The sequence below is a fragment of the Salinivirga sp. genome, assembly GCF_055145285.1.
Genome location: NZ_JBSRDC010000056.1, coordinates 1 through 22,773, shown reverse-complemented (window position 1 = coordinate 22,773; position 22,773 = coordinate 1). Strand labels below are relative to the sequence as shown.

Genomic DNA, 22,773 nt, shown 5'->3' with positions numbered 1-22,773 from the left:
GATACGCACAAAAGTTAGATTTATTTTTAAGTTCGAAAAAAACAATTAAAAATATAGAAGACCAAACGATAGGCAAATTATTTTATTAGTGTCGCTTCCACGCTAAAAAATGAGGTCAAACCCCGATGCACTATTTAAAAATTCTTAGTTTTGTATTTTTAAAACAATCATCGAAAAAACAACACATTAAACTCAATTTGCCACTATGAGAAAGACGTTAAACTACATTTATATGTTTGGGTCCTTGATGGTTTTAGGCGGAGCAACTTTAAAAATTATGGAATACACGGCAGGATCATATATTTTTATTGCCGGATTGGTTATACCAGGTATTTTTGCCATGGTTTATGCCCAAAAACTGGAAAAACAAAATAACCTGCTGAAACAAGAATTAGCAATAAGCAAGTCAACAACAACTGAACCAGATAATAAAAAAATAATTCGGTGAATTACAGGCAATAAAAGCTGTCCTTCTCCCCGATTAATAATCACATCTCAACATTTGTAAAGTGTGCTGAAAACACCATAAATATTGACAAACAAATTGACCATGCGCATTATTCTGATAATCATTAATCTATTTTTTTTATTCGCATCGTGCGGGAGACAGGCACAAGAAACACCGGTTACACCAAATACTAATGAGTATGCCAGGCATTTTTCACTGACACAAAAAGATGGCTACACACTTTTACAGATTAATAATCCCTGGATAGATGCGCAGAATATACAATACAGATATGCCATTACTGAAAATAGCGACCTCAAATTGGATAAAAATGTACAGGTAATACTGAAAGCCCCACAAAGAGTAGCAGCCATTTCTACCACGCATATTGCATTCCTTGAGGTAATTGACGAGTTGGAAAGCATTGCGGCGGTATCGGATAAGCAATATGTTTACAGTTCTGAATTTCATCGTATTGACAGCGCCAAAGGCATTAAAGAGGTTGGCTTTGACACCAACCTTAATATTGAAAAGTTATTACAACTTAAGGTAGAAATTGTATTACTTTACGGAATCAGTAATGAGATAGAGCCTTTGCGCAAAAGGCTGCTTCGTGCAGGAATTGTTCCCGTAATTATAGGCGAATACATGGAACAACACCCGTTGGGCAAAGCAGAGTGGATCAGAGTATTTGGTGCCATCTTCAATAAAACGGAAAGGGCCAACAACTATTTTGACTCGATTTCAAGCGCCTACGAGCAACTAACCAAATTGACCGACACACTTAAAAAACAACCAACGGTATTCACCGGTTTACCATGGAGCGATACCTGGCATACTCCCGGCGGAAAAACGTATACAGCTAAGCTTATTAATGATGCCGGCGGAAAATACATATTTTTCAATGATACGGGTTCTATCAACTACCAGTACGACAGTGAAATTGTTTATGAACGGGCAGGACAGGCAGATTACTGGATACACCCGGGTTCGGCTCGCTCACTGGATGACATTGAGGGTAAAGATGAACGGCTAACACTTTTTAAGGCTTTTGAAAAAGGAAAAATCTATAATAATAACCGCCGCAGCCTGCCAGCCGGAGGATCGGATTATATGGAGTCAGGTGTGGTTAACCCGCATTTGATTCTTAAAGATCTGATTCAAATATTCCACCCGAACAAGGCGACCGCTGAACCGTTTTATTATTATCGCAAACTCAATTAATTATGCGTCAACTCCATAAAATCGCCATCTTATTGGTTATTGCCCTCTCCCTTTTTATAGCAGACCTGCTATTGGGCTCGGTCATTATTCCAATAAGCGATTTTATAGATCTCTTAAAAGATAATAATCAGAATGAGTTTTTACACACCATTCTTTATAGTTTCCGGTTCCCGAGAGCATTGACGGCCGTAGCAGCCGGAATGGCCCTGTCTGTAAGCGGATTAATCATGCAAACGGTATTCCGCAATCCACTGGCCGGTCCTTTCGTACTGGGTATTAGCAGTGGTGCAAGTCTGGGTGTGGCGCTGGTCATTATCGGATTTCAGACTTTCGGCTGGTTTAGCCGCTTCGCTGTTTTATCGAACTGGACAGTGGTATCAGCCGCCTTATTTGGTAGTGGACTACTTTTATTACTACTGCTATTGGTTTCTACCCGTGTAAAAGACATCATGACCATTCTGATCCTGGGCATACTTTTTAGCAGTTCAGTTTCAGCATTGGTAAGCATACTCCAGTACTTCTCCCCTGAAGGAGCGCTCAAATCATACGTGATTTGGACCATGGGGAACCTGGGGAGTGTAACAGGCAATCAGTTACAGATTTTATGGCTCGCCACCGCTGCCGGAGTGCTTATAGCCTTACTCAATGGCAAAGGACTTAACATCATGCTGCTCGGAGAACACTATGCGCAAACCACGGGCGTTAATATTTTTATCTTCCGTTTATTCATATTCCTTGCCACAAGTTTGCTGGCAGGAGCAGTTACAGCATTTTGCGGCCCAATTGGTTTTATAGGTATTGCCGTACCTCATGTAGTGAGGCTGGTATTTAAAACCACCAACCATTTTATCCTCATTCCCGGCACTTTGCTGGCCGGAGCAGCCATAATGCTCATGAGCGACATAGTAGCGCACCTACCCGGTTCCGACCGCATATTACCCATCAATAGCATTACGGCGCTTTTGGGCATACCAATAGTAGTCTGGATTATATTCCGTAACCGACATTTAAGCCAGGTATTCTGATGGTAGGAAGCGAAATACATATCAAACTCAACAACTTGTCGGTGGGCTACAATACCGGACGCCATCAGCGCACAATAATTCCCAACATCGGGCTCGAAGCTCCGCGCGGAAGCCTTATTGCGCTTGTGGGAGCCAATGGAACCGGAAAAAGTACTTTATTGAAAACCCTTGCAGGTTTGCAACCACCGCTGCAGGGTGATATTGAAATTCAGGGCAAACCTTTGCTGCAATATAGCCGTCCTGAGCTGGCACGCAAACTCAGTTTTGTTGGAACGCATTACGATATGCACGCCATGATGCGCGTACATCAGGTTGTAAGCTATGGCCGCTATCCATACACCAACATTGTAGGGCGGTTGCATGAATATGACCGTGAACAAATACGCAAAGCCATGCACGATACCGGCATATTTCACCTACGTGATGCTTTTGTGGGTGAAATATCCGACGGTGAAAAGCAACGTGTGCTCATTGCCCGAAGTCTCGCGCAGGATACGGACATTATTCTGCTTGATGAACCTACGGCATTTCTCGATGTGCGCAATAAATTCGAGGTGCTGCATTTGCTGGGCAGGCTGGCACACGAAAGGCAAAAAATCATTATGTTTTCCTCACACGACCTACAAATAGTGCTGGGCACAGCAGATTTGCTGTGGTTTATCGATCATAAAAAAATCATACAGGGATTACCCGAAGAGCTGGTACTCAAAAACACCATCAACGAGCTGTTCCGACACAGCGAGGTATTTTTCGATCCTGACGAAAATGAATTCAGGATACAACGCCAACACAATTTTGCAGTCAACCTCCAGGGTGAGGGTGCCCTGTATAAATGGACCCAACGTGCTTTGGATAGATTGCACATTAAAGTAGCACATCAAAAAGACCTTCCTGAGGTAACCATTGAAGAGCACAATGGAGAAATAAACTGGATTGTTGCTTATGAACAGAAAACACAACGTTTCCAGGCCTTAGAAGAGCTTATCAGGTTTTTGTATAGTTTGGGTCTGGCCCAATAAGAGCGAATTAATTTTTAAGGTTCAACCGGACCAAAGCTTTAAAAAAATGGTTCGCTTGCCATCTTGCACCTCACTTGCGCTTCCTGGTGCCCGGAACAGGTTCTGAAGGAGTCCTGCCAATGCTCAGTTCGTGAGGGTTTCAGTCTTATCGAATATGCGCTGGATTGCCTGTGCTGAGTTTGTCGAAGTAAGCTCGTCGAAATGTCATTGCCCAGGTTTTAGCCTAAATCAATCTGTTCCAAAAAAGCACAATCGAAATTAGGAACCTGAAACCGCTGACCTAAAACTTGTAACCAAAATTCATCAACCTCGGCACAATTTGTGTCTGCTTTCCTGCCAGGTTTCAACAGATAATATTAATTTTGTTGTGACGCATTAGACATGCCCCACTTTATAACAAAAAAAAGCTCGCTATGAGAATAAAAATTTCTGTAATAATAGCATTAGTATTTTTACTATCGTCGTTAAACCCTGTAAAAGCACAGCTTTTTGACGATGAAATATACAAATTTGCCCGTTCATTCAACATCATTGATAAATACTACGTGGACTCGGTAAACCGAAGCAACCTGGCCGAAACTGCCATCATAAAAATGTTAGAAGATCTTGACCCACACTCGATTTATATTTCAAAAGAGGATCTGAAAAAGATGAACGAACCACTTGAAGGCAGTTTCGATGGTATCGGCATCCAGTTTAATATATTACGCGACACGTTACTGGTAGTAGCCACCATAACGGGAGGCCCTTCAGAAAAGGTAGGGCTCATGGCCGGCGATCAGATCATCGAAGTTGATGGAGAAACCATTGCAGGAACAGGCCTATCAAACTCTGATGTTTTCGATCTTTTGCGCGGCAAACGTGGCACAAAAGTAGAGGTAACGATCAAACGCAGGGGCGTTAAAAACCCGCTCGACTTTACCATTACCCGTGGTAAAATACCGATCAACTCATTGGATGCAGCCTATAAGATTGATGACGAAACTGTTTATATAAAACTCAACCGTTTCTCAGCCACCACCATGGATGAGTATCGGGAATACTTAAACGAGCTGGGGAAAAATAAAATAAAAAACATCGTACTTGATTTAACGAGGAATGGTGGAGGTTACCTAAAAACAGCCATTGACCTGGCAGATGAGTTCCTTAAGGATGATGATCTGATTGTATACACTGAAGGGCTTAACGTGGACCGAGAAGACTACAGCGCAACCAGCAGTGGAGAATTTAAAGAAGGCAAAGTGGTCATTATGATCGATGAAGGATCAGCTTCAGCCAGTGAAATTGTAAGTGGTGCTGTACAAGACTGGGATCGCGGTATTATTGTAGGCCGCCGCTCATTTGGAAAAGGGCTCGTACAAAAACCCTTCGGGCTGCCCGACGGATCTGCCATGAGGCTCACCATAGCCCGGTACCATACGCCCACCGGACGGGTAATACAAAAACCCTACGACAATGGTGTAAAAGATTATCACCGTGACTTATTAAAACGGTACGAAGGTGGCGAATTTATGCACAAAGACAGTATTGATTTCCCGGATTCACTTCAATACAAAACCCTCAGAAAACAACGTACGGTATTTGGAGGTGGTGGTATCATGCCCGATATATTCGTATCTATTGATACATCACATTACAGCGATTATTATCGCGATCTTATGCGAAAAGGTATTTTTAATCAATATGTACTGACAGAAATTAACCGCGACCGTAAAAAGTTACTGAAAAAATACCCGGACTTTGAGGCATTCAAAGCCAAATACAAAATGCCAGAAGAACTATTCGACGGCCTTATAGCTTACGGCAAAGAAAAAAACACAGAACCTACCGGGGAAGAAATGGAACGCTCAGAACCAGCCATAAGACAACAATTAAGAGCGCTGGTGGCCCGCACATTGTATGGATATCATGAATATTTTGAATTAATTAATCCATTAGACCCAATTTATATAAAAGCCGTGGAGATTATCTCCAATGATGAGAAATACAATAAAATACTCAAGAAAAACCAGTAGCGAACGAAATACACCCGCTAAGGTGTAAAAAAAGAGCAAGAGATGATTCTGGAATGGCTTTCCAAAAATTGGGTAGAATTAACCGCAGCAGTCCTTGGTGTTATTTACCTTGTACTATCGATACGGCAAAACATATGGCTATGGATGTTCGGTTTAGTGACCAGTGCATTGTACATTTATGTATTTCTGAACAGTAAATTCTATGCCGACATGTCGCTGCAGGTTTATTATGTAGTGATTAGTATTTATGGATGGTTACACTGGAAAAAAGGTGGTAAAATAACAAAAGAACTACCTGTCTCAAGCAGCGGAAGAATGCTCATGAGTTGGTTACTGGGTGCATGGATTTTATTATGGATCGGGATGAGTGCATTTCTGATGTATCAGACAGACTCGGATGTACCTATTGGCGATGGGTTTACTACTGCCGGCAGTTTGGTGGCCACATGGATGCTTGCCCGAAAAATTAAAGAACACTGGATATTCTGGGTTATCATAGATTTGGTATCGCTGATTTTATATATTGAAAAATCGCTTTATGCCACTTCAGCACTGTTTTTTGTTTATACAACAATGGCCGTTGTAGGCTACATAGAATGGCGGCGTGATTATAAAAAACGACCCGTGAAGCAAATTTTAACCGGGTTTAAACTACAAAGACATCATCTGAAGCATGAAGCATAAAGGCACACGCATAGCAATAGTAGGTCCGGAATCAACCGGAAAAACCATTTTGGCCAAAAAACTGGCCGAATATTACCATGGTGAATGGATTCCGGAATATGCCCGCCAATACATTGAAAAACTTGACCGGCCATACAACTACACCGACGTTGAGCACATTGCCCAATGGCTCGTAGAAGCCTATGCGACACGGAAAGATGCCTCTTACCCTGTATTTTTCGACACAGAAATGGTTATTACTAAAATTTGGTTCGAGGTAGCATTCGGTAAGGTCCCTGAAAACATGAATAAGTGGCTGCAGCAAATGGATTTTGATGCTTTCTTGCTTTGCTACCCCGATTTGCCCTGGATTCCAGACCCTGTTCGTGAAAATGGCGGCAAAATGCGCGAAGTGCTTTACCTCCGGTACCAGGATGAAATAGAAAAACTTCATAAACCCTATCAGGTTATCAAGGGAACAGGCTCCGAACGGCTGGTAAACGCCGTAAAAGCCGTGACAACCCTTACAGATTTACCCGATGCCATAAATACTGTAAAAACAGATCAAAGACTGAATGAGTTGTTTAAATAACCAGCGTCTGAATTGGTCAGTAAGTTTTTTTACACCATTTAAATTGGGAGTTAGTTTTTTTTTGTTGAATCATGGGGATTCAAACATTTAACCTCACAACAGACTCACTAACACAAAAACTCCCACAATAGCAATAATCAAGAAATAAGTGTAAATATTCCCGAAATTTAGTGTCCAGCCCCGGTAGCGATCCAGCTTCTGCACAACAACTCTTTTATCTTTAGGGTTGTAATAAAAAATACCAAATTTGTAATTATCCGGGTTGTTTATTTCACGGTCTATCTTGTTTTTCATTTGGAATAGTTTTTAATAAAAGCGGTTATTGTATCAACAAGCACCTTATTTATTTCAAGAGAAGGCTTTGAGTAAGACTGAATATTTTCCTGCATGCCACCCTCAATAGTTTTTAAGATATGGTTCATGTTTTCAATTTCAGCAAGGCTGCAGTTATTACAAGCCCCGGCCAGTAATTGAGCTTCCTCATCATCAACCTGAATATCTTTGGTTCCCTGCACCACCAAAACAGGTGCATTAATTTTTTTTATTAATTCTGCCGGGTTATACTTAAACCAACTGATTAAATATGGTTGTACAGAAGCCCTAAAAAGCGCGTTGAGTTGGGGAGGAACATTCTTTACCACATGTCCGTTTTTTAAACTATCAAGAATAATTTCTACAGACTCAAAATATTCAGCTGATAATTTTGGTTTTAATTGCTTTTTTAAAATAACATCGGCAGAATTACCTGCACCGGCAACTGAAACAAAACCCTCAACACTAATGTCTTGCAGTGCTATAAGTCCAATTAATGAACCCTCACTGTGTCCAATCACATAAATGTTAGCAAATTGCTTTTCCTTTAGGTATTCAATAATTGACCTAACATCTTTGGCATACCGATCAATAGTTAAGTCAGCTTCGCTGAATGCGGGATAAACACTCTTACCAATCCCTCTTTTATCAAATCTCAAAGTGGCTATTTGGTTTTCAACAAGAGCATCGGACAGGTATTTCAAACTGTTATTTTGCATCATTGGCTGGTTCCCGTTGAGGTCTGTTGGCCCTGAACCAGCTATAATCAATGCAACTGGCGGATTATCAATATTGGAGGGTTTTGTCAATACTGCATGTAAAGACAGGTCTGAAAGTTCAATGGAGAGCGTATCAACTTTAAATAGTGGCTTTTGAGCCATTACAAAAGAAGAAATCAACACGACTAAGGTTATAATTATGGCTTTTCTCATTTTTATATCAATTTAATTAATTGAATATTCAAATATGCAGATATTATAATTGCAGCTATCAGACCACCGATAAAGAGGAATATGGATTTGGGTTCCTTCAAATTGGCTGAAACTTTAAAGGCGTTGTACATTAACACAATAAGCCAAACTGTTAGCAACAATACAAATATAATTAGCGTAATAGCTACTATCATGGATGTTGAACTTATATCTACCGGGTTCCCCTGGTTGGTTAGCTGATATAAAATAAACTCGCCGAAACGGTTTACAGAATCTGAGAATCCCACCAATGCCGACAACAAATACGGGAACCTGGCCAGTGCCTGAGTACCAAATACATCGACCAGTCTAACCCTGGAGCTCGAAAAAATTATGGAAATTAGGTACATTATGACCGAAACCACAATCCAGTTTAGCAAACTTTGAATAATAAAATACCAGAACGGGAAATCAGGACTCATTTTTACGGATATAACATCAGGGAAGTGGGTGTGACTGTAGAATCCTAATATTGAAGTAACCGCAATAACAACAATACCAATAAGCAAAGCATTACCACCTGCAATGTACCTGAATGGATTGAAGCTCTTGTTTATCATGACATCTCATTTTGTAAATTATCAATTTTCTCAATTAACTCATCGAGCATATTCCGCACAGTAGGATAACTCAACTTTAATTTTTGAGCCATAATCTTTAAACTGCCGCTACTCTGTACAAATTCTATTATAAACTCCTGCTGCTTTTGCTCTAATTTAAGAAGTAAAGGCAAATTATACAATCCATTAATGTTTGTCTCACAAGCATCGCAGTGCAGACTTTGTACTTTTAATTCCGATTCGCAACTCGGGCATAATACCGGGAGTTTTTTACCCATAACCTCTCATTTATAAATACAATATTATAAATAATATTTAATAAAACAAATATAATTTTTAACTTTATTAAACAATAGTTTAATTTTATTTAAAAAATAACATTAAAGCTTTATTATTCACCAGGGAAATTGGAGCATATAATCAAACAACTCAATGAGCGAATAATTAGACTAAAATACAATTCATTAGCCAGCATGAACAAAAAGTTGATATTTGCATAAAAATGAAATTCACATATACATATATTCGCATCATTTTTGTTCTAAAATAATTATGATAAACCTTACGATTAACAACGTTCGGAGACTTTACGGCTGCAACATTTTATTATTTTTGTGAATAAATTTTTCAAAACAGATGCAATACAGCAACCAATTAAATACAACAGTAACGGACGAGTTTTTTAACACGTTGAATGTGTTAGTTACAAAAGTAGTTGCGCGCTATATTGCGAGAGGGGTAATTCCAAGAAGAGAACAATCTGATGTGGAAACATCAATAATGGAAAAATTCCTCATAAAACAAGACAAAATAGATAGCGCATTTCAGGGTAAAGCAAAAATCACGACTTATTACATAGCTGTAATAAATCGAATGTGTGCAGAAGTAATTCGACAGGAGCAAAAGCATTGGTATTCAATTAACGAAAATGAAGACGAAAGATTACAAGAAGATGCTACTGTAAGTTTCGATGCAGCAAGGCACACACTGGTAAAAGAGGAGCTCAAACGCTTCAGAGCCACGCTAATGTTATTTAATGGGACAAGTGCAAAAGTTTTATTATTTTTAAAATATTATTATGACATTCCGTTGGGAGACGATGAAATTAGTAATTATGCCGGCAAAAAAACGGCAAAAGCAAAAAAGCTAATTGAACAACGCAGCAAATTGTCCAAGGCAGAGGTTAACGACAAGCTGGCACAGTTGGTATTACTGGTAGAAGGAAAAGAAGTGGGTGGTGATGCTGTAAGAATGTGGATGAACAAACAAATAGACATATTACTTTGTAGATTGAATGGCAGAAACAAGAGTTTTCACAATAAAGAGACAATTGGATTGATGCTTGAAATGCAATATGGCTCAGCGTAACATCTTATTTAACCTTAAAAGATTACATTGATCATGCAATACAAAACACAACATTTAACTCCGGAACAAATTGCAAGATGCGCAGAGGCTATTAACAGCAGCTCTTACGTGCAGCTTCCGGAAGATTGGCGTAACCACTTGCGCGAATGTGATCAATGCGCCGAAGAAGTAATCAATGTAGCAGAGATATCTTCAGACTCAGAAGATATCAGTATTCCATTTAGAAATCAGGATACACCGCAAGTGCCCAAAACATTGAGAGGCACCGACACAAAAGTTATTTTTGGAATAGCCGCCGCTGCAGCAGTCATAGCTTTTGCACTGGTATTGAACATTCCCTGGAATGACAGTAATGAGATACAGCAAATAAACAAAAACCAGAAGCTGGCAAAATCCAATGAACAAGTATTAACAGACAGCACGTCCGGGACAAAAGAGGCTCAAAAGGTGGAAGAAAATGAGGACAAGGCTATAGCAAACACAGAAACACCTACAACAAAGAAAAAGGTAAAAAAAGCACCTGACAACAAACTTCTTGCCTACTATGAACCCAACCCCAAACTCGAAAGAATGTATAAAAACATGCAAGGCGGATATCGGGGCGAGGCAATTACAATCATCACTCAACCCGAACTACAATACCAGAAAGGCACTGTGCTGAAATGGAAAAACCCGGAACGCAAAACACTCTACGTAGAACTCTTTAATAATGAGGGCGAGGAAGTGAGACGAAAAATAACCACAGAAAACCATTACGAACTCCCCAAACTTAATCCAGGCTTATATTACTGGAAGCTCATTGGTGAAGATTTCGACCTGTTATTTGTCGGAAAAATAATAGTAAAATAGCTCCGCCCTTTTAAGTGCCCTTTTGGCTCATGCTGCAGAATACTGCAACCAAAATATTAATTCTCCCCGGCATGCACTAAACATTAAGATTCCATAAAAAAATTCACACCTAAGCTTTTCAAAAAACAGACAATAATGCAACTCATAAGGCTAAAAGCACAAACTTTTAAACCTAAACATTGAGAAGCATGAAGAAATTTTATCTGTTTACATCAATTTTAATCGGTATGGGCATAGCATTAAGCTCATGTTCAAAAGATGAAAACAATGAACCCGAAGTAGATTTTGAAGTCGAAAACAACCATTTTAAAGTACCGGTTGATGTATCGTTTTACAACACCAGTGATGCCAATGGCAGTTCATTAGAATCCTTTTCATGGGACTTTGACGATGGAGAAACTTCTTCAGAAGAAAATCCCGTACACACCTACACTGAATCAGGATTCTACACAGTAGAGCTTGAAGTTACTGACGGCGATGGCAATACATACACATCAAGCCGGTTTGTAGAACTTTACGGCAACATCACCAAATGGGCAGCCGGCGAATTCCGTTTGTATGACGAAGCCTGGTCAGGAGAAACATTACCCATGTCGGCCTATCTCAACGTAAGAGACAGCCAGGGCAACATCTTCGATTATACCGGACAGAGCGAATATCAATCATGGGACGAAATTACCAGCGATGATGCCAGTATCTCTGTTACTGTTGGAGATTACGAACTCCCGCTTACCTCAGGTTCAATTACCTTTGAATTGATGGAATGGGATGGCAGCAACACCGTAAACCCTGACTCAGATCGCGTAATTTACAGTGTAACCGTGCACACAAGCGATGTAATTCCTGCAAACAGTGCAGGCCCTTACATGGAATACTACCCTGGAGAAAATAGTGAAGCTCCGTATTACCTCGATATTGACTGGTTGGAATAAACCATTTAAGTCTAAAAGATCAGTTCTGAAAAAACAGAACGCAAAATAAAAACGCTCCGATTGACTTTAATAAGTATCGGAGTGTTTTCTTTAACACAAGCCCCCCAATAATTTAGCCACACATCTACCCGCTCCAATTCCAATACTTTGTCAAAAAAGCAAAATTTTTATTTCAAAACTAAAGACAGCCGGCAACCAATAGACTACAAACAAATTCAACTTTAAAATTTTATATTATGAAAATTAAAAACTATTTACTATTACTTTTAGCAGTAGCCTTCACAATTCCGGCTACCGCACAATTAAGAGCACCATTTAAATCGGAAGATGTCGGTATTCGTTTTGTACAACTTCCTACGGCTGAAAACCAATTCAGAACATTAACCGTTAAAACCACTCAGAAAGCGCGAGCAGGAGAAAAAGTAGCAGACGTAGCAAAAAAAGCATCAGCAGCAGCAGCCAAATTTGGCGTTTCGCTCGAAGATAACACAGGAATGGTTGCTGATAAAGAATCACCTGAACGCACGTATGAATTAATACCCAATATTTTCCCTGCAAGTGGAGATTTATTACTCGAAGTATTTTTTTATGATAAAAAAATGCTCAAAACACCTGCTGAGCCAATTAAATTTTACGACGGAGCCGAAAGCGAAGTAAAAGTTGAATACAAACTTTACAGCATGCCCGGTAAAAAATTAATCGAAGAAAAAGGACCTTTCTGGGTAGCCGGAGAAGGAAGTTCTACAGCAGGGCCACTTCAGTCCAGAGAAGACCTTTATAAAGACCGTTTAAGAATCGCTCAGGGCTGGGCCACAGATAAAATAGAACGTAAATATGCGTTAGAACATAAATTTGTACCTATTCAGGTTTATACTATCAGGAAGCTGAAGGGCGCTGATGATGATAAACAAAGCGAGGCACAGGAGAAATTTATTGAGCTGGCTAAAAAATTCAGAACTAAACAAGGTGAAGCAGAATTCGAGAAAGGTGTAAATGAATGTATAGCCATTTGGGAAGATTTACTCAAAAAATACCAACCCGGAAAAGACGCCGTTGTAAACGATAATAGTGTATTCGCACTGTATTACAATCTTGCTGCAGCCAACTATTTATTAGGCAATGTGAGCAAAGCAAATAATTATGCGGAGAAAGGTATGGATGCTACCGCAATTGACTGGAAACCTGTAAAGAATGGTAAAGGCGAGGTCATTGGTCGTAAAAGATCCGGTATTGTGCATGTTACGCAAGATATTTTTCATAACCTCAAGGCTGACATGAATGCCTACTATAATGGGCTTAAAGCTTTTGATCAGAAGTTTGTAAAAATGGTAACCGAGCCTAAAAACATGATGAAACTGGCACGCGCAGTACGTGAAGCAGCTGTAAACATTCATTTATCGAACGCACTGAACCTTGAAGCACCTGCAGAAATTGTAACCTATGGTTTTGAAGAAAAACCAAGTAATATAAAAGGTACCATCAAACAAAATGGTGAAGTTGTTGCCAATTACGAAATCAAAAAGAATCCGTTTGCATTCATTCAAAGGTCAAAATCATTTAAAGTAACAGTAGTTACACCTGACGAATCGCTCACTGCAAAACAAAATTTGAGCGGAATAATGCTTCCTCCTACAAAATATGATTTCATACTTCGTACAGGTAAAAAATCATTCATTGGATTACCACAATCAATCAACCTTGGTAAAATGAAAGCCAAACCCAAAGCACGCTCCAAAGCCTCTACCTCAATCATGTATGATTACAATGGTAATGTTAAAATTATGAACTCGGCGATTCAGGACAAATGGGTTTATCTGAATATTGGCCTTGTTGAGGTTAATAAAGATGAAGCTTTGATGGCTGAAAATACGGAAACCAAGGCAGTATTTAAAGATTATTCAGAACTGGAGAGCATAGACAAAGAAATAACAACCATAAAACGTGACAGAGAGCTTGGATTTGGCGGGTTCATGTCTGCTGCTATGAAAAAATTCATGGATAAACCATTAGATGTAACTCTTATATCTAATGATACAGATAACAACACAGTTAACGTGGAATCACAAACAGAAGTAAAAGCAAAAAATGACAATGGTTGCTGGACTACCAAAAAAATCGGAAGCGTAGCCGTTGAAAGAGAACTCATGTACTAATTTTCATGATGAGTTAGTTTGTTTTAGGGAGGAGCATGAGTGCTCTTCCCTTTTTCTTTTGTAACGCAACAGAAAACACAGAAACAGGAAGCTGGTTTGGAAAAGACATTCTCCAGGTAATAACCAATTACATCAACCTTAGATAAAACAAATTGTAGCTTCGATAATTCAGGTATTTAATCACCTGCGCAGTTGAAAAATGTTTACACATATAAATGGAATAAACACTTTTAGTTGCTCACCAATAATACAATTCAACAATTGTACTATTTCACAATCCAGTAATTAATAATTCAGGCACCAATTAAAACAAAGCCGGCCCAGTTTTTAACCAAAAAGCCCGATTGTATAGCATCTAACTTTGCCAGGCGAAGAGCTTCTCTATAGGTGTGACCTTCCAACAAATAATTGTAAAATGAAAGCATAATATCTTTGGTGCGTTCATCATGAACCTTCCAAAGCGATGCTATTACACGTGGTACTCCGGCAAGAATTCCTCCCCGTGGCAGCGCCATTACGCCCTCACCTTCCAGGTAGTCGCCACGGCCGGTGTTACAGGCGCTGAGTACCATCAAATCGGCATTTAACTGCATATTAAACAATTCACCCAAGGTTAAAAGCTCTATGTTGCTATTGTTTGTTTCCGATGTGCTATCACGATACAAAAATAAACCTGAACGCTCAGGATAGTTGGCATTAACGATGCCGTGTGTAGCAAAATGCAGAATATCGTAATCAGGTAAGGTTTCTTTCACAATGTCAGAAGTTGCTTTTTTGCCGATGAGTTGTTTCGCATTAATAAGGCCACCAGTCACCTTTCCCTTGATGCCTCTGACTTCCTCGAGTGTGTGTGGTAAGGCTTCTACTCCACCTTCGCCACGATAACTGGATACCATCAGGTTATCATTTTTGTTATTGTACTCATCAAAAAGTGGTGCTATAGCCAGCAAACTTTTGGGTTGGGAAAATTTATTTTCCTTACGCAAGTTGTGCCACAAGGCAGTTGAATATGAATAAGACACAGCATAATCTTCTATCACCATTCTGCCATTGACTTCAAACGACTCAAAAGGGATATAATTTAAGTTAGCGTCGGGCACAATCACCAACTTCTTAATTTTGTCGAGGTGTGGCATCAAATCTTTAAACAAGGTTTCACCGATGCCGGTTGTTTTGCGTCCGGTAAGCACAGCATAACGCTCGGCTTCAATTTTATCATAAAGTGCTTCTCCTTTGTGGTAGAAACGCATCACAGTATCGGGCAAAACGAGCAGTTGTGCCCAGAAATCATCCAAAATGTAATATTCAATCAGTGCTTCGTCTTCAAGCAACTGGCTTTGCACATCGGTGATAGATACAACTTCAATTTTTTGCTGAAAAGCCTCCATTTCCTGATTTCTATAATCTTCATCGATTTCGTATCGTAGCATCAGATTATCTATCAGGTTACTATTCAGCTCCATCTGCAGCTCATGAAGTTTGTTTTCATCTTTGGTATTGGCTGATGCGATCTTGTTACGTGAATCCTGCACCTGTCTGGAACTGTTCAAAATACGCGAAAATAAGGTAGTATCGTTTTCAAGCATAGCCTGATACTTATTCTTTGCCATCAAAGCATTCATGTGTATAGCTTTGGAAGTAAGCGCCAGATTCATGGTCCCGGTTAAATATTTTTTATCCTTTAATTGGAACATGTAAGGCAGTGCTTCTTTCAGAAAATTATTGTATAATGAAGCCAATTCGGTAACCTCAAAACCGTAAATATCTTCAGTCATAATTTTCTTAAAGATGGTATTTTGCTGATCAATCAGATTCACAATAACATCATTGTATTTTGCCTGTTCCTGTTTTTCCGTTGCCATATAAACATCCTGCAAAATATTCATGAAATAATACTGGTCAACAAGCTCCTTCGATTCAGAGATGCGCGGAACCTTATGACCGTTAACATCTTCAAATTCCTCGAAAACAGATAGTATCAATTCTCTGGCATCGGCCATTTGTCCTTGTTCCAAATGCGCATAAGCTTTTATTTCCGTAATTTTATGCTCAAAAAACTGTTTGCCGGGCAAAGTGTCCAGCGTTTGCAGGTAAGCCATGGCCGTATCCAGCGCATAGGGTTGCACAGCTTCGCTAATAAGCACATACCCAAAAGCACGGTTATAGGCCGACATAGGTTGTGTAGCAACAAGTTGGCGGGCCTTTTTTACGTGAGACCACATCTTCATGGTATCACCCATTTCGGAATAATACTTTGCCAGGTTGCCGTGGGTAGCCGCCTTAATATTATGAGCAGGATATTTCAGGGTATCTAACAATTTGGCTGCGCGCCGCGCGTACTCAACAGCCTGGTCCAAATTATTAAAATGCTCATAATAATTTTGACTCACTTTATTTAAAAAATATGTATTGTACAGGAGTACGGGAATAGAGGCCTGTTTGGCTTCGAATAATTCAATATCGTTCTTTAGTACCTCGTTTTGCGTGTTCAATAAATCAAAAGAAGACTGCATTTTGGATATAACGCTATAATCGGCCACAGCAAGGCTGGAAAGGTCATTGGCTTCCAGTGCCAGAGTTCTGGCTTTGTAAAGCGTTTCAATGGCTTTTTGTTGCTTCCCCTGCCTGAAAAGTTGCAATCCATAATCGACCAGCGTATTGCGCATGGGCTCACCTCCCTCATTCAGAGCTTCGAGTAAATTAAACATCGACTGAAACAACTCAAGTTGAGCACGGCCTTTAAAATCTGATTTTCCCGGCAAATCCCTGATACTATTCAATGTGGTACCCAACAATCGCTGCGATACAAAATATTCTATGTGCACAGTATCAGTATTCGACCGAAAAGTATCCATACTCTTTTCTAAAACTTCGTAGGCTTTTAAAAAATGACTCTGGTGTTTATGTAAATTGGCCATCTCATTCCTAAAAAACAGATATTGTTCGTTTTGCCCCGCCTGCAAACTTGCATTGGCAGCACTATCAAGCATTTTAATCACTTTTTCAAAATCGCTCTCGTTATTATAAAGCCGTATAGCCTGCCTGAATTTTTCATAGGCAGGGTATTTTTCCAACCTTCTTTCTTCCATATAAAAAGGTCTGTATTGTGCATAAATTGATGTAAAAGACAAGAAAAAAACGAAAAACGACAGGCCTCTAAGCAAAGCTTTTCCAGGAAAACGGTTCAACATAATAAAATCTTTCTTTCAGTTTGGTTTATTTCAAAAATCATTAGTGGTATGTTCAAAAACATCCATGAATTTGGGAGTTGAAAATAATCATAATTATGGATCTAAAAACATCTTATGACAAAAGAAAAAAGTCATAAGCCAGCACTTATAACTTAACAAAAAACAGGTAAAAACACAGTCTATTAATCTCAATAACTTCAACTTACACACAAAAATTCTACCAATTAATAAAGAATTAATCTATGCTTAAACAATTATCAGCTTGTGTATATTTTATCTGAAAACAGGTAAAAATACGCATAAAACTTTAAAGGTTTTATTAAAAAACCAGTACTTTCCGAAATTTGAAGAAAAAAAGGCGAAACAATCTGGTACCATTGTTTCGCCTCTTTTTTATATAAAAGTTAAGTGTTAATCTTGCATACAACGCACAGAGAATCCCATTTGAACACTATTATCGTCATCCTGAACAAAATGGCTATCATCCTCGAATTTTTTGGCGTTTACATAAATTTCTGAGGAAGCCTGTTCGCCAATCCAAAACCACGTCCATTCACCAAAACGGGCAAACACACCATTACCGCTGGCTCTGTAACCTTCCATATTTGCAGAAAATCCGGTTTCGTTGTAATCGGTATACATCTGTTCTCCATAAGATTTAAGTTTACGTCCGGGCTCCTCACCAACAAAATCAAGCATTGTTTGCCACTCTGCTTCATTAGGTACATGCCATCCATCAGGGCAAAGGTTACCTGTTTCTACGGTATAATAGTTGTAATAAGCTCCTTTTTCTATGTAAGAAGCATCATTTTCCCTCCATGCATATGCAGGCGTTGTAAGGTCTGACCAAACATCAGGGTCTGTTACATTTGGAATTGCAGTACCATCGCTGTAAGTAGTAGTACGAAGGTTTTCTCCCATCCAAACCTGATCACCGATTTTAATGGTAGCATACATATTTTCATCAATATCTGTAACCGGTGAAGTAGTAGTAAAACTAACTTCTGTTCCGTATGATGTACCGATATCGCTCAATGCATAAGCACGGGCATAATAGGTTGTCCCCGCTGTAAGCCCCTCGATTTCTACAGTGTAAAGATCTTCAGAATCTTCTGTTTCTACCACATTGTCATCAATTGTTGGCTCAGAGGCGGTTCCCCATACAACACCTTTTTCGGAAACATATTCGTCACCTTCACTTACCAGTTCAGCTTCCATAAAAACGGAGGCTTCACGCACATACTTAGCCTGTGCATCGCCCAATTCTGGTGCTGCCATTTCATCTTCATCATCATCGCAACTCACAAAAACCATCGAAAGTACTGCCAAAGCAGCCATAAATTTCATTACATTTTTCATAGTTAATCTGTTTTTTCCAATTAAAAAATTAAATTTTCCAGGCCGGCTTTCCGGCCTTGCTTTAATGGTTAGTTGCGCAGACATAACTTTTTGAAAAACTTTTATAATTATTTTCTGAAAGAAGAAAGCAAAACACGTATAAAGACAAGTAGTCGGCTCGTGATTCACCTTTTAAGACCTTGATAAAAAGAAACAGGCAGACTAATTAATTTTTTCCAGCTTCAGCCCTGACCAATACATAAAAACTTTCGCTCCTTGCTGATCCCATCGGATTTTATCTCCCATGAAATAACCCACACCAGCGAATCGGGCGTTTCGCTTGTCAATGGGTTCAATAACCATATTAAACTTGTGCCTGCCTAAGAATGTGTACTTAAAAGTGCTAAATTTTCCGTTGCCTTTAATATTGATTTCAACCTTGTTTACTACTCTGCCTGAATTATCCATATTGACAACCTTATACTTACCATCATACTCTGCATATACCCTGGGTATTTCAAAATGTTCGATCTTTAGGTTGGGATTCAGCATACGATTCTGAATATTGAAGCACATATATTGCTCCCCCTCATGAGCCCTGAAATCGACCTTTAATGCATCAAGCTGCTTCACTGAAAATTTGATTCCTAACAAACTCGCTTTTACCGAAAATGTGGTATCGGCATGCGGAATTAAAACCAACGGGGTGGGCATTGCAGGAGATATAACTTTAAGTCTGTTTCCTTTGAGCTTAACCTGCATCGGACCAAAATATACATTCGGATAAACACCTTCGTATTGCTTCAGATGTGCCTTACTAAGTGAAACTTGCTTTTTCTGCTTAATTGCAGGCATCTGCTGTCCTGTGTAATGTTCATACAAATTAATGATTATTTTGTGTGCCAACTCATCGGGCAGGGTTGCGGCTTTGTTGGTGTTCACACCGATCAAAACACCCAGCTTTTGCTCGGGTAACACAACCATCATAGCATGATAAGGGGGCAATTCACCGCGGTGGGCAGCATATTTTGTTACACGGTTAATCGGGTGTTGTAAAAACCAGGTCAATCCCATAGCAAAACCTTTATCCAAAGGATTGTGACCATTTTGCTGTCTCATCATGTGCTTCATGGTTTGGGACCTGAGCAAGTCATTGCCCTGGTGGTATGATTCGATTAGCCCAGAGAGGTATTTTGCAGCATCGACAGCCGACAGGGCAATGCCTCCTGCAGGAATGCCCATCTTCATTGGCATGTTAGTGACCCTCTTACCGTCATAGCCTTTGGCAATTAACTGGTTTGTTTGTTCGCCGGCAAACACAATGCTTTGATTCATGCCAAGAGGTTCGAAAATTTGAGTACGAATGTATTCAACATAACCCATACCGCTTACCTCATGAATTAGAACACCCAGTAAGGAATATCCTGCATTGCAATAGGAATGCATTTTACCGGGCGTAAAGACGGTACCCACCTGGTTAATCAGATCCACAATCTGCTCATAAATCAGCGGATCACTGGATACTTCAGGCAAATACCAGTTGTAGAGCACATCCCCATGAAGACCGGAGTGATGCGTTAACAGCATTCTCACGGTAATAGTATCTTCCGCTCCATTGGGTAGTGAAAGTGCCGGGATATAGTATGAAACAGGTTTATCAAGGTCGACCAAGCCTTGCTCTACCAATTGCATAACGGCAACCCCTGTAAAAGTCTTGGTGATAGATGCAATGGGGAATAGTGTAGTGCTATCTGCGGGGATAGCATTTGCTTTATCTGCTTTTCCAAATCCTTCGGAAAGCATAGCACCTTTCGAGTCAACAATTGCCACAGAAAGCCCGACGGCTTTGTTTTTGGCCATCTCTTTTTTTACGAGAGCTTTAATATTTTGAATCATTGCATTTTCTGATGATTGATTCTGTTGGCTACTAGCCGCTTTTGGTTCTATGCAGAAAAACATGATAAACCATACGAATATCGCAAATATAGATTTCTTAAAGGTCATATTGTTCAGTTTTTATGGCATAAATTTTAAATCTTATTTCTCTACCTTGATCAATGATATACAAACTATTACTTAAAACCAACAGCTACATTTGACGAATGTCCTAAATTGTAATTATTTAAAAAAACTTAAAACCTAAATCTAACCCGAACCGGTATAAACAGGGCTTGTTGCATTAACAATAATCCGGCGCGTAGGCTGATACCCGTTTGGTTATCAATGCGCCAGCAAACCCCGGCGTTCAACTCTCCAAGAGCACTGCCGTTCCCATTCTCATATTGATTCCAGATATGATTATATCCGAGTTTTAAATTAATCAATGGTGTTAGTCTTGTTTGGAAGGGCAAATAATCGAAATCGGCAAATATTGAAACGCCATTTATTCCTTCAAAATTTGAATAACCCACACCCAGGGCGGGTACAAATTGGTTTTTAATACTTATTCCATACACCAGGTTTACATCAACTCCGTTTTCTTCATTATTTAGTGGATATCCCTTCCAGTCCGGGCCCGGGTCAACCTGTATGGTTTCATATTGATAAAACAGAAACCCGGATTCTGCTTTTCGTTGATAAACTACTTGCGAATAACCGGATTGCAGAATCGCCAACAAAAGCAGGGATAGCAGTAACTTTTTCATTGTTTTCAGGTTATGGATAATTGGGTATAAGTAAATTCATTAAATAGAACGGTTGTCAAAATATGCCAAACGAACATTTTAAAAATTAAGTATCAAAATTAAAAAAATTGACCTTTAAAAATCTATTTTCAGCTGTTTTGGCAATTTGTCGTCTTCTAAGTAGAAATTGGTCATAGTGGCGCCCAGTAAGCGCACACCTTTTGTCTGAATTTCTTCAGTGGGCAGCAATTCCATCAATGTTTTTGCGGCTTCTGTTTTGGTATAAGGTTGACCCTGGGTATGACTTTTGGTAATGGTAATAAAATCGGAATAACGCACTTTCAATGTAACGGTTTTGCCGAGCTTATCTTTGGCCTCGCTCCGCTCCCACATAATTTCAATTACGTCTGAAAGCTTTTCTTTTACTTCGTGTATGTTATAAATATCGGTCTGATAGGTGCGCTCTGCTCCTATGGATTTCCGGTCGCGCGATGTAACTACCGGCCGCTCATCAATGCCCCTGACCACATCGTAATAGTACCGCCCAACCTTACCAAAATGACCGATCAACGCTTGTTGAGAAAATCGTTTCAGGTCTTTTCCTTTGTAAATACTCAGGCGGTGCATTTTCTCTTCTGTTTTTTTGCCTACACCAAAAAACAACCCAATATCCAGTTCTTCCAAAAACTGCTCAGCATCCTCGGGTTTGATCAGGTAAAAACCATCCGGCTTATCCATATCGGATGCAATCTTGGCCAGAAATTTATTGTACGACACCCCGGCCGAGGCAATCAGGTTTTCACGCTTCCATATCTCCTTTTTAATCTCTTTGGCAATCAAAGATGCCGAAGGTGATCCTTTTTTAGGTTCTGTAACATCTAAATAAGCCTCATCGAGCGATAAAGGTTCCACCAGGTCGGTATATTCATGAAAAATATGCTGAATGCGGGTCGAAACCTCCTGATACACGTTAAAACGGTGAGGTGTAATGATTAAATGCGGACACTGTTGCTTAGCACGAGCCATGGGCATGGCCGAATGTATACCATATTTGCGCGCTTCGTAGCTGGCAGCAGCCACCACGGCACGCGGAGAATTCCCGCCCACCACCAGCGGCTTGCCCCGGTACTTTGGAAAATCTCTTTGCTCTATCGAAGCAAAGAAGGAATCCATATCCACGTGAATAATCTTTCGCATTGCTATGCAAAGTTAGGGATAAGGTTTTATTATCAAGAAACAGATGCCAAATTACAAAAAGATGTAAATAAACTGTATTATAAACAACAAGTTACGCATTGCAAATTCGTGATAGCGAAGAACAGGTTTCTTCAGAGAGATATTCCAAAGCCAGGACATATTCTATTAACCCAACTTGAAAATTTTGGTCTAAAAATCAGGAAAGTAGAAAAAATATTGGATTTCTTAAACACACATAACCAAGCAATTATAAAGAGCACATTTTTCGACCATATTCTTAATCAGCTGAATA

General features: G+C 39.6%; 20 protein-coding genes. 11 read left to right on the top strand and 9 right to left on the bottom strand.

Features of this window, described 5'->3' with window-relative positions; genetic code table 11:
* Positions 1-205 precede the first annotated feature (205 nt).
* The 7 genes from ACTB0Y_RS10935 (at position 206) to ACTB0Y_RS10905 (ending at position 6,986) form a co-directional block, all read left to right on the top strand.
* Entirely contained in the window at positions 206-448 is a 243-nt protein-coding gene (locus tag ACTB0Y_RS10935; RefSeq protein ID WP_463206858.1) for a hypothetical protein, read from the top strand.
* Positions 449-550: 102 nt separating this feature from the next.
* Positions 551-1,672 carry an ABC transporter substrate-binding protein gene (locus tag ACTB0Y_RS10930; protein ID WP_463206857.1) on the top strand — a complete coding sequence of 374 codons (1,122 nt, stop codon included), beginning with the start codon at positions 551-553 and terminating at the stop codon, positions 1,670-1,672.
* 2 nt (positions 1,673-1,674) lie between these two features.
* On the top strand, positions 1,675-2,697 hold the full coding sequence (locus ACTB0Y_RS10925; protein ID WP_463206856.1) for an iron chelate uptake ABC transporter family permease subunit: 1,023 nt from the start codon (positions 1,675-1,677) through the stop codon (positions 2,695-2,697).
* Positions 2,697-3,716: an ABC transporter ATP-binding protein gene (locus ACTB0Y_RS10920; protein ID WP_463206855.1), complete on the top strand. Its 1,020-nt coding sequence runs from the start codon at positions 2,697-2,699 to the stop codon at positions 3,714-3,716. The genes ACTB0Y_RS10925 and ACTB0Y_RS10920 overlap by 1 nt, the downstream gene beginning before the upstream one ends.
* 413 nt (positions 3,717-4,129) lie before the next feature.
* The gene (locus ACTB0Y_RS10915; protein ID WP_463206854.1) at positions 4,130-5,731 is read left to right on the top strand and encodes a S41 family peptidase; all 1,602 of its coding nucleotides are present in this window, start codon (positions 4,130-4,132) and stop codon (positions 5,729-5,731) included.
* Positions 5,732-5,773: 42 nt separating this feature from the next.
* Positions 5,774-6,415: a nicotinamide riboside transporter PnuC gene (gene pnuC, locus ACTB0Y_RS10910; RefSeq protein ID WP_463206853.1), complete on the top strand. Its 642-nt coding sequence runs from the start codon at positions 5,774-5,776 to the stop codon at positions 6,413-6,415.
* The gene (locus ACTB0Y_RS10905) at positions 6,405-6,986 is read left to right on the top strand and encodes an AAA family ATPase (RefSeq protein ID WP_463206852.1); all 582 of its coding nucleotides are present in this window, start codon (positions 6,405-6,407) and stop codon (positions 6,984-6,986) included. The genes pnuC and ACTB0Y_RS10905 overlap by 11 nt, the downstream gene beginning before the upstream one ends.
* Positions 6,987-7,079: 93 nt before the next feature.
* Here ACTB0Y_RS10905 and ACTB0Y_RS10900 read toward each other — a convergent pair whose 3' ends face one another.
* The 4 genes from ACTB0Y_RS10900 to ACTB0Y_RS10885 are packed head-to-tail and all read right to left on the bottom strand — an operon-like array spanning position 7,080 to position 9,107.
* A complete protein-coding gene (locus tag ACTB0Y_RS10900; RefSeq protein WP_463206851.1) occupies positions 7,080-7,280 on the bottom strand; it encodes a hypothetical protein in 201 nt (66 codons plus the stop codon).
* On the bottom strand, positions 7,277-8,230 hold the full coding sequence (locus ACTB0Y_RS10895; protein ID WP_463206850.1) for an alpha/beta hydrolase: 954 nt from the start codon (positions 8,228-8,230) through the stop codon (positions 7,277-7,279). The genes ACTB0Y_RS10900 and ACTB0Y_RS10895 overlap by 4 nt, the downstream gene beginning before the upstream one ends.
* 2 nt (positions 8,231-8,232) lie before the next feature.
* The gene (locus ACTB0Y_RS10890) at positions 8,233-8,829 is read right to left on the bottom strand and encodes a YIP1 family protein (protein WP_463206849.1); all 597 of its coding nucleotides are present in this window, start codon (positions 8,827-8,829) and stop codon (positions 8,233-8,235) included.
* On the bottom strand, positions 8,826-9,107 hold the full coding sequence (locus ACTB0Y_RS10885; RefSeq protein ID WP_463206848.1) for a DUF2089 family protein: 282 nt from the start codon (positions 9,105-9,107) through the stop codon (positions 8,826-8,828). Before ACTB0Y_RS10885 ends, ACTB0Y_RS10890 begins: the two co-directional genes overlap by 4 nt.
* Before the next feature lie 358 nt (positions 9,108-9,465).
* Here ACTB0Y_RS10885 and ACTB0Y_RS10880 point away from each other — a divergent pair, with 358 nt between their 5' ends.
* The 4 genes from ACTB0Y_RS10880 (at position 9,466) to ACTB0Y_RS10865 (ending at position 14,131) form a co-directional block, all read left to right on the top strand.
* Positions 9,466-10,197, top strand: coding sequence for a hypothetical protein (locus ACTB0Y_RS10880; protein WP_463206847.1), 732 nt, complete (start codon positions 9,466-9,468; stop codon positions 10,195-10,197).
* 33 nt (positions 10,198-10,230) lie between these two features.
* On the top strand, positions 10,231-11,046 hold the full coding sequence (locus ACTB0Y_RS10875) for a hypothetical protein (RefSeq protein ID WP_463206846.1): 816 nt from the start codon (positions 10,231-10,233) through the stop codon (positions 11,044-11,046).
* Positions 11,047-11,234: 188 nt separating this feature from the next.
* On the top strand, positions 11,235-11,978 hold the full coding sequence (locus ACTB0Y_RS10870) for a PKD domain-containing protein (protein WP_463206845.1): 744 nt from the start codon (positions 11,235-11,237) through the stop codon (positions 11,976-11,978).
* A gap of 236 nt (positions 11,979-12,214) precedes the next feature.
* Entirely contained in the window at positions 12,215-14,131 is a 1,917-nt protein-coding gene (locus tag ACTB0Y_RS10865; RefSeq protein ID WP_463206844.1) for a hypothetical protein, read from the top strand.
* A 293-nt stretch (positions 14,132-14,424) separates the two neighbouring features.
* Here ACTB0Y_RS10865 and ACTB0Y_RS10860 read toward each other — a convergent pair whose 3' ends face one another.
* The 5 genes from ACTB0Y_RS10860 to dinB all read right to left on the bottom strand — a co-directional run bounded on the left by ACTB0Y_RS10860 (position 14,425) and on the right by dinB (position 22,487).
* Positions 14,425-17,322, bottom strand: a complete 2,898-nt coding sequence (locus ACTB0Y_RS10860; protein ID WP_463206843.1) for a CHAT domain-containing protein — start codon at positions 17,320-17,322, stop codon at positions 14,425-14,427.
* A 411-nt stretch (positions 17,323-17,733) separates the two neighbouring features.
* Positions 17,734-18,681, bottom strand: coding sequence for a fibrobacter succinogenes major paralogous domain-containing protein (locus tag ACTB0Y_RS10855; RefSeq protein ID WP_463206842.1), 948 nt, complete (start codon positions 18,679-18,681; stop codon positions 17,734-17,736).
* A 201-nt stretch (positions 18,682-18,882) separates the two neighbouring features.
* Positions 18,883-20,664, bottom strand: coding sequence for a serine hydrolase (locus tag ACTB0Y_RS10850; protein WP_463206841.1), 1,782 nt, complete (start codon positions 20,662-20,664; stop codon positions 18,883-18,885).
* Between the two features lie 128 nt (positions 20,665-20,792).
* Positions 20,793-21,305, bottom strand: coding sequence for a hypothetical protein (locus tag ACTB0Y_RS10845; protein ID WP_463206840.1), 513 nt, complete (start codon positions 21,303-21,305; stop codon positions 20,793-20,795).
* A 114-nt stretch (positions 21,306-21,419) separates the two neighbouring features.
* Positions 21,420-22,487 (bottom strand): DNA polymerase IV, encoded by a 1,068-nt coding sequence (gene dinB, locus ACTB0Y_RS10840; RefSeq protein WP_463206874.1) that lies wholly within the window; start codon positions 22,485-22,487, stop codon positions 21,420-21,422.
* Positions 22,488-22,773 lie beyond the last annotated feature (286 nt).

Bases quoted from the DNA above. Each gene is read 5' to 3' on its own strand.
- ACTB0Y_RS10865 (WP_463206844.1), top strand. From the start codon at position 12,215: ATGAAAATTAAAAACTATTTACTATTACTTTTAGCAGTAGCCTTCACA.
- ACTB0Y_RS10890 (WP_463206849.1), bottom strand. From the start codon at position 8,829: ATGATAAACAAGAGCTTCAATCCATTCAGGTACATTGCAGGTGGTAAT.
- ACTB0Y_RS10880 (WP_463206847.1), top strand. From the start codon at position 9,466: ATGCAATACAGCAACCAATTAAATACAACAGTAACGGACGAGTTTTTT.
- ACTB0Y_RS10900 (WP_463206851.1), bottom strand. From the start codon at position 7,280: ATGAAAAACAAGATAGACCGTGAAATAAACAACCCGGATAATTACAAA.
- ACTB0Y_RS10895 (WP_463206850.1), bottom strand. From the start codon at position 8,230: ATGAGAAAAGCCATAATTATAACCTTAGTCGTGTTGATTTCTTCTTTT.
- ACTB0Y_RS10920 (WP_463206855.1), top strand. From the start codon at position 2,697: ATGGTAGGAAGCGAAATACATATCAAACTCAACAACTTGTCGGTGGGC.
- ACTB0Y_RS10860 (WP_463206843.1), bottom strand. From the start codon at position 17,322: ATGTTGAACCGTTTTCCTGGAAAAGCTTTGCTTAGAGGCCTGTCGTTT.
- ACTB0Y_RS10875 (WP_463206846.1), top strand. From the start codon at position 10,231: ATGCAATACAAAACACAACATTTAACTCCGGAACAAATTGCAAGATGC.
- pnuC (WP_463206853.1), top strand. From the start codon at position 5,774: ATGATTCTGGAATGGCTTTCCAAAAATTGGGTAGAATTAACCGCAGCA.
- ACTB0Y_RS10930 (WP_463206857.1), top strand. From the start codon at position 551: ATGCGCATTATTCTGATAATCATTAATCTATTTTTTTTATTCGCATCG.
- ACTB0Y_RS10845 (WP_463206840.1), bottom strand. From the start codon at position 21,305: ATGAAAAAGTTACTGCTATCCCTGCTTTTGTTGGCGATTCTGCAATCC.
- ACTB0Y_RS10850 (WP_463206841.1), bottom strand. From the start codon at position 20,664: ATGACCTTTAAGAAATCTATATTTGCGATATTCGTATGGTTTATCATG.
- ACTB0Y_RS10905 (WP_463206852.1), top strand. From the start codon at position 6,405: ATGAAGCATAAAGGCACACGCATAGCAATAGTAGGTCCGGAATCAACC.
- ACTB0Y_RS10925 (WP_463206856.1), top strand. From the start codon at position 1,675: ATGCGTCAACTCCATAAAATCGCCATCTTATTGGTTATTGCCCTCTCC.
- ACTB0Y_RS10935 (WP_463206858.1), top strand. From the start codon at position 206: ATGAGAAAGACGTTAAACTACATTTATATGTTTGGGTCCTTGATGGTT.
- ACTB0Y_RS10855 (WP_463206842.1), bottom strand. From the start codon at position 18,681: ATGAAAAATGTAATGAAATTTATGGCTGCTTTGGCAGTACTTTCGATG.
- ACTB0Y_RS10915 (WP_463206854.1), top strand. From the start codon at position 4,130: ATGAGAATAAAAATTTCTGTAATAATAGCATTAGTATTTTTACTATCG.
- ACTB0Y_RS10870 (WP_463206845.1), top strand. From the start codon at position 11,235: ATGAAGAAATTTTATCTGTTTACATCAATTTTAATCGGTATGGGCATA.
- ACTB0Y_RS10885 (WP_463206848.1), bottom strand. From the start codon at position 9,107: ATGGGTAAAAAACTCCCGGTATTATGCCCGAGTTGCGAATCGGAATTA.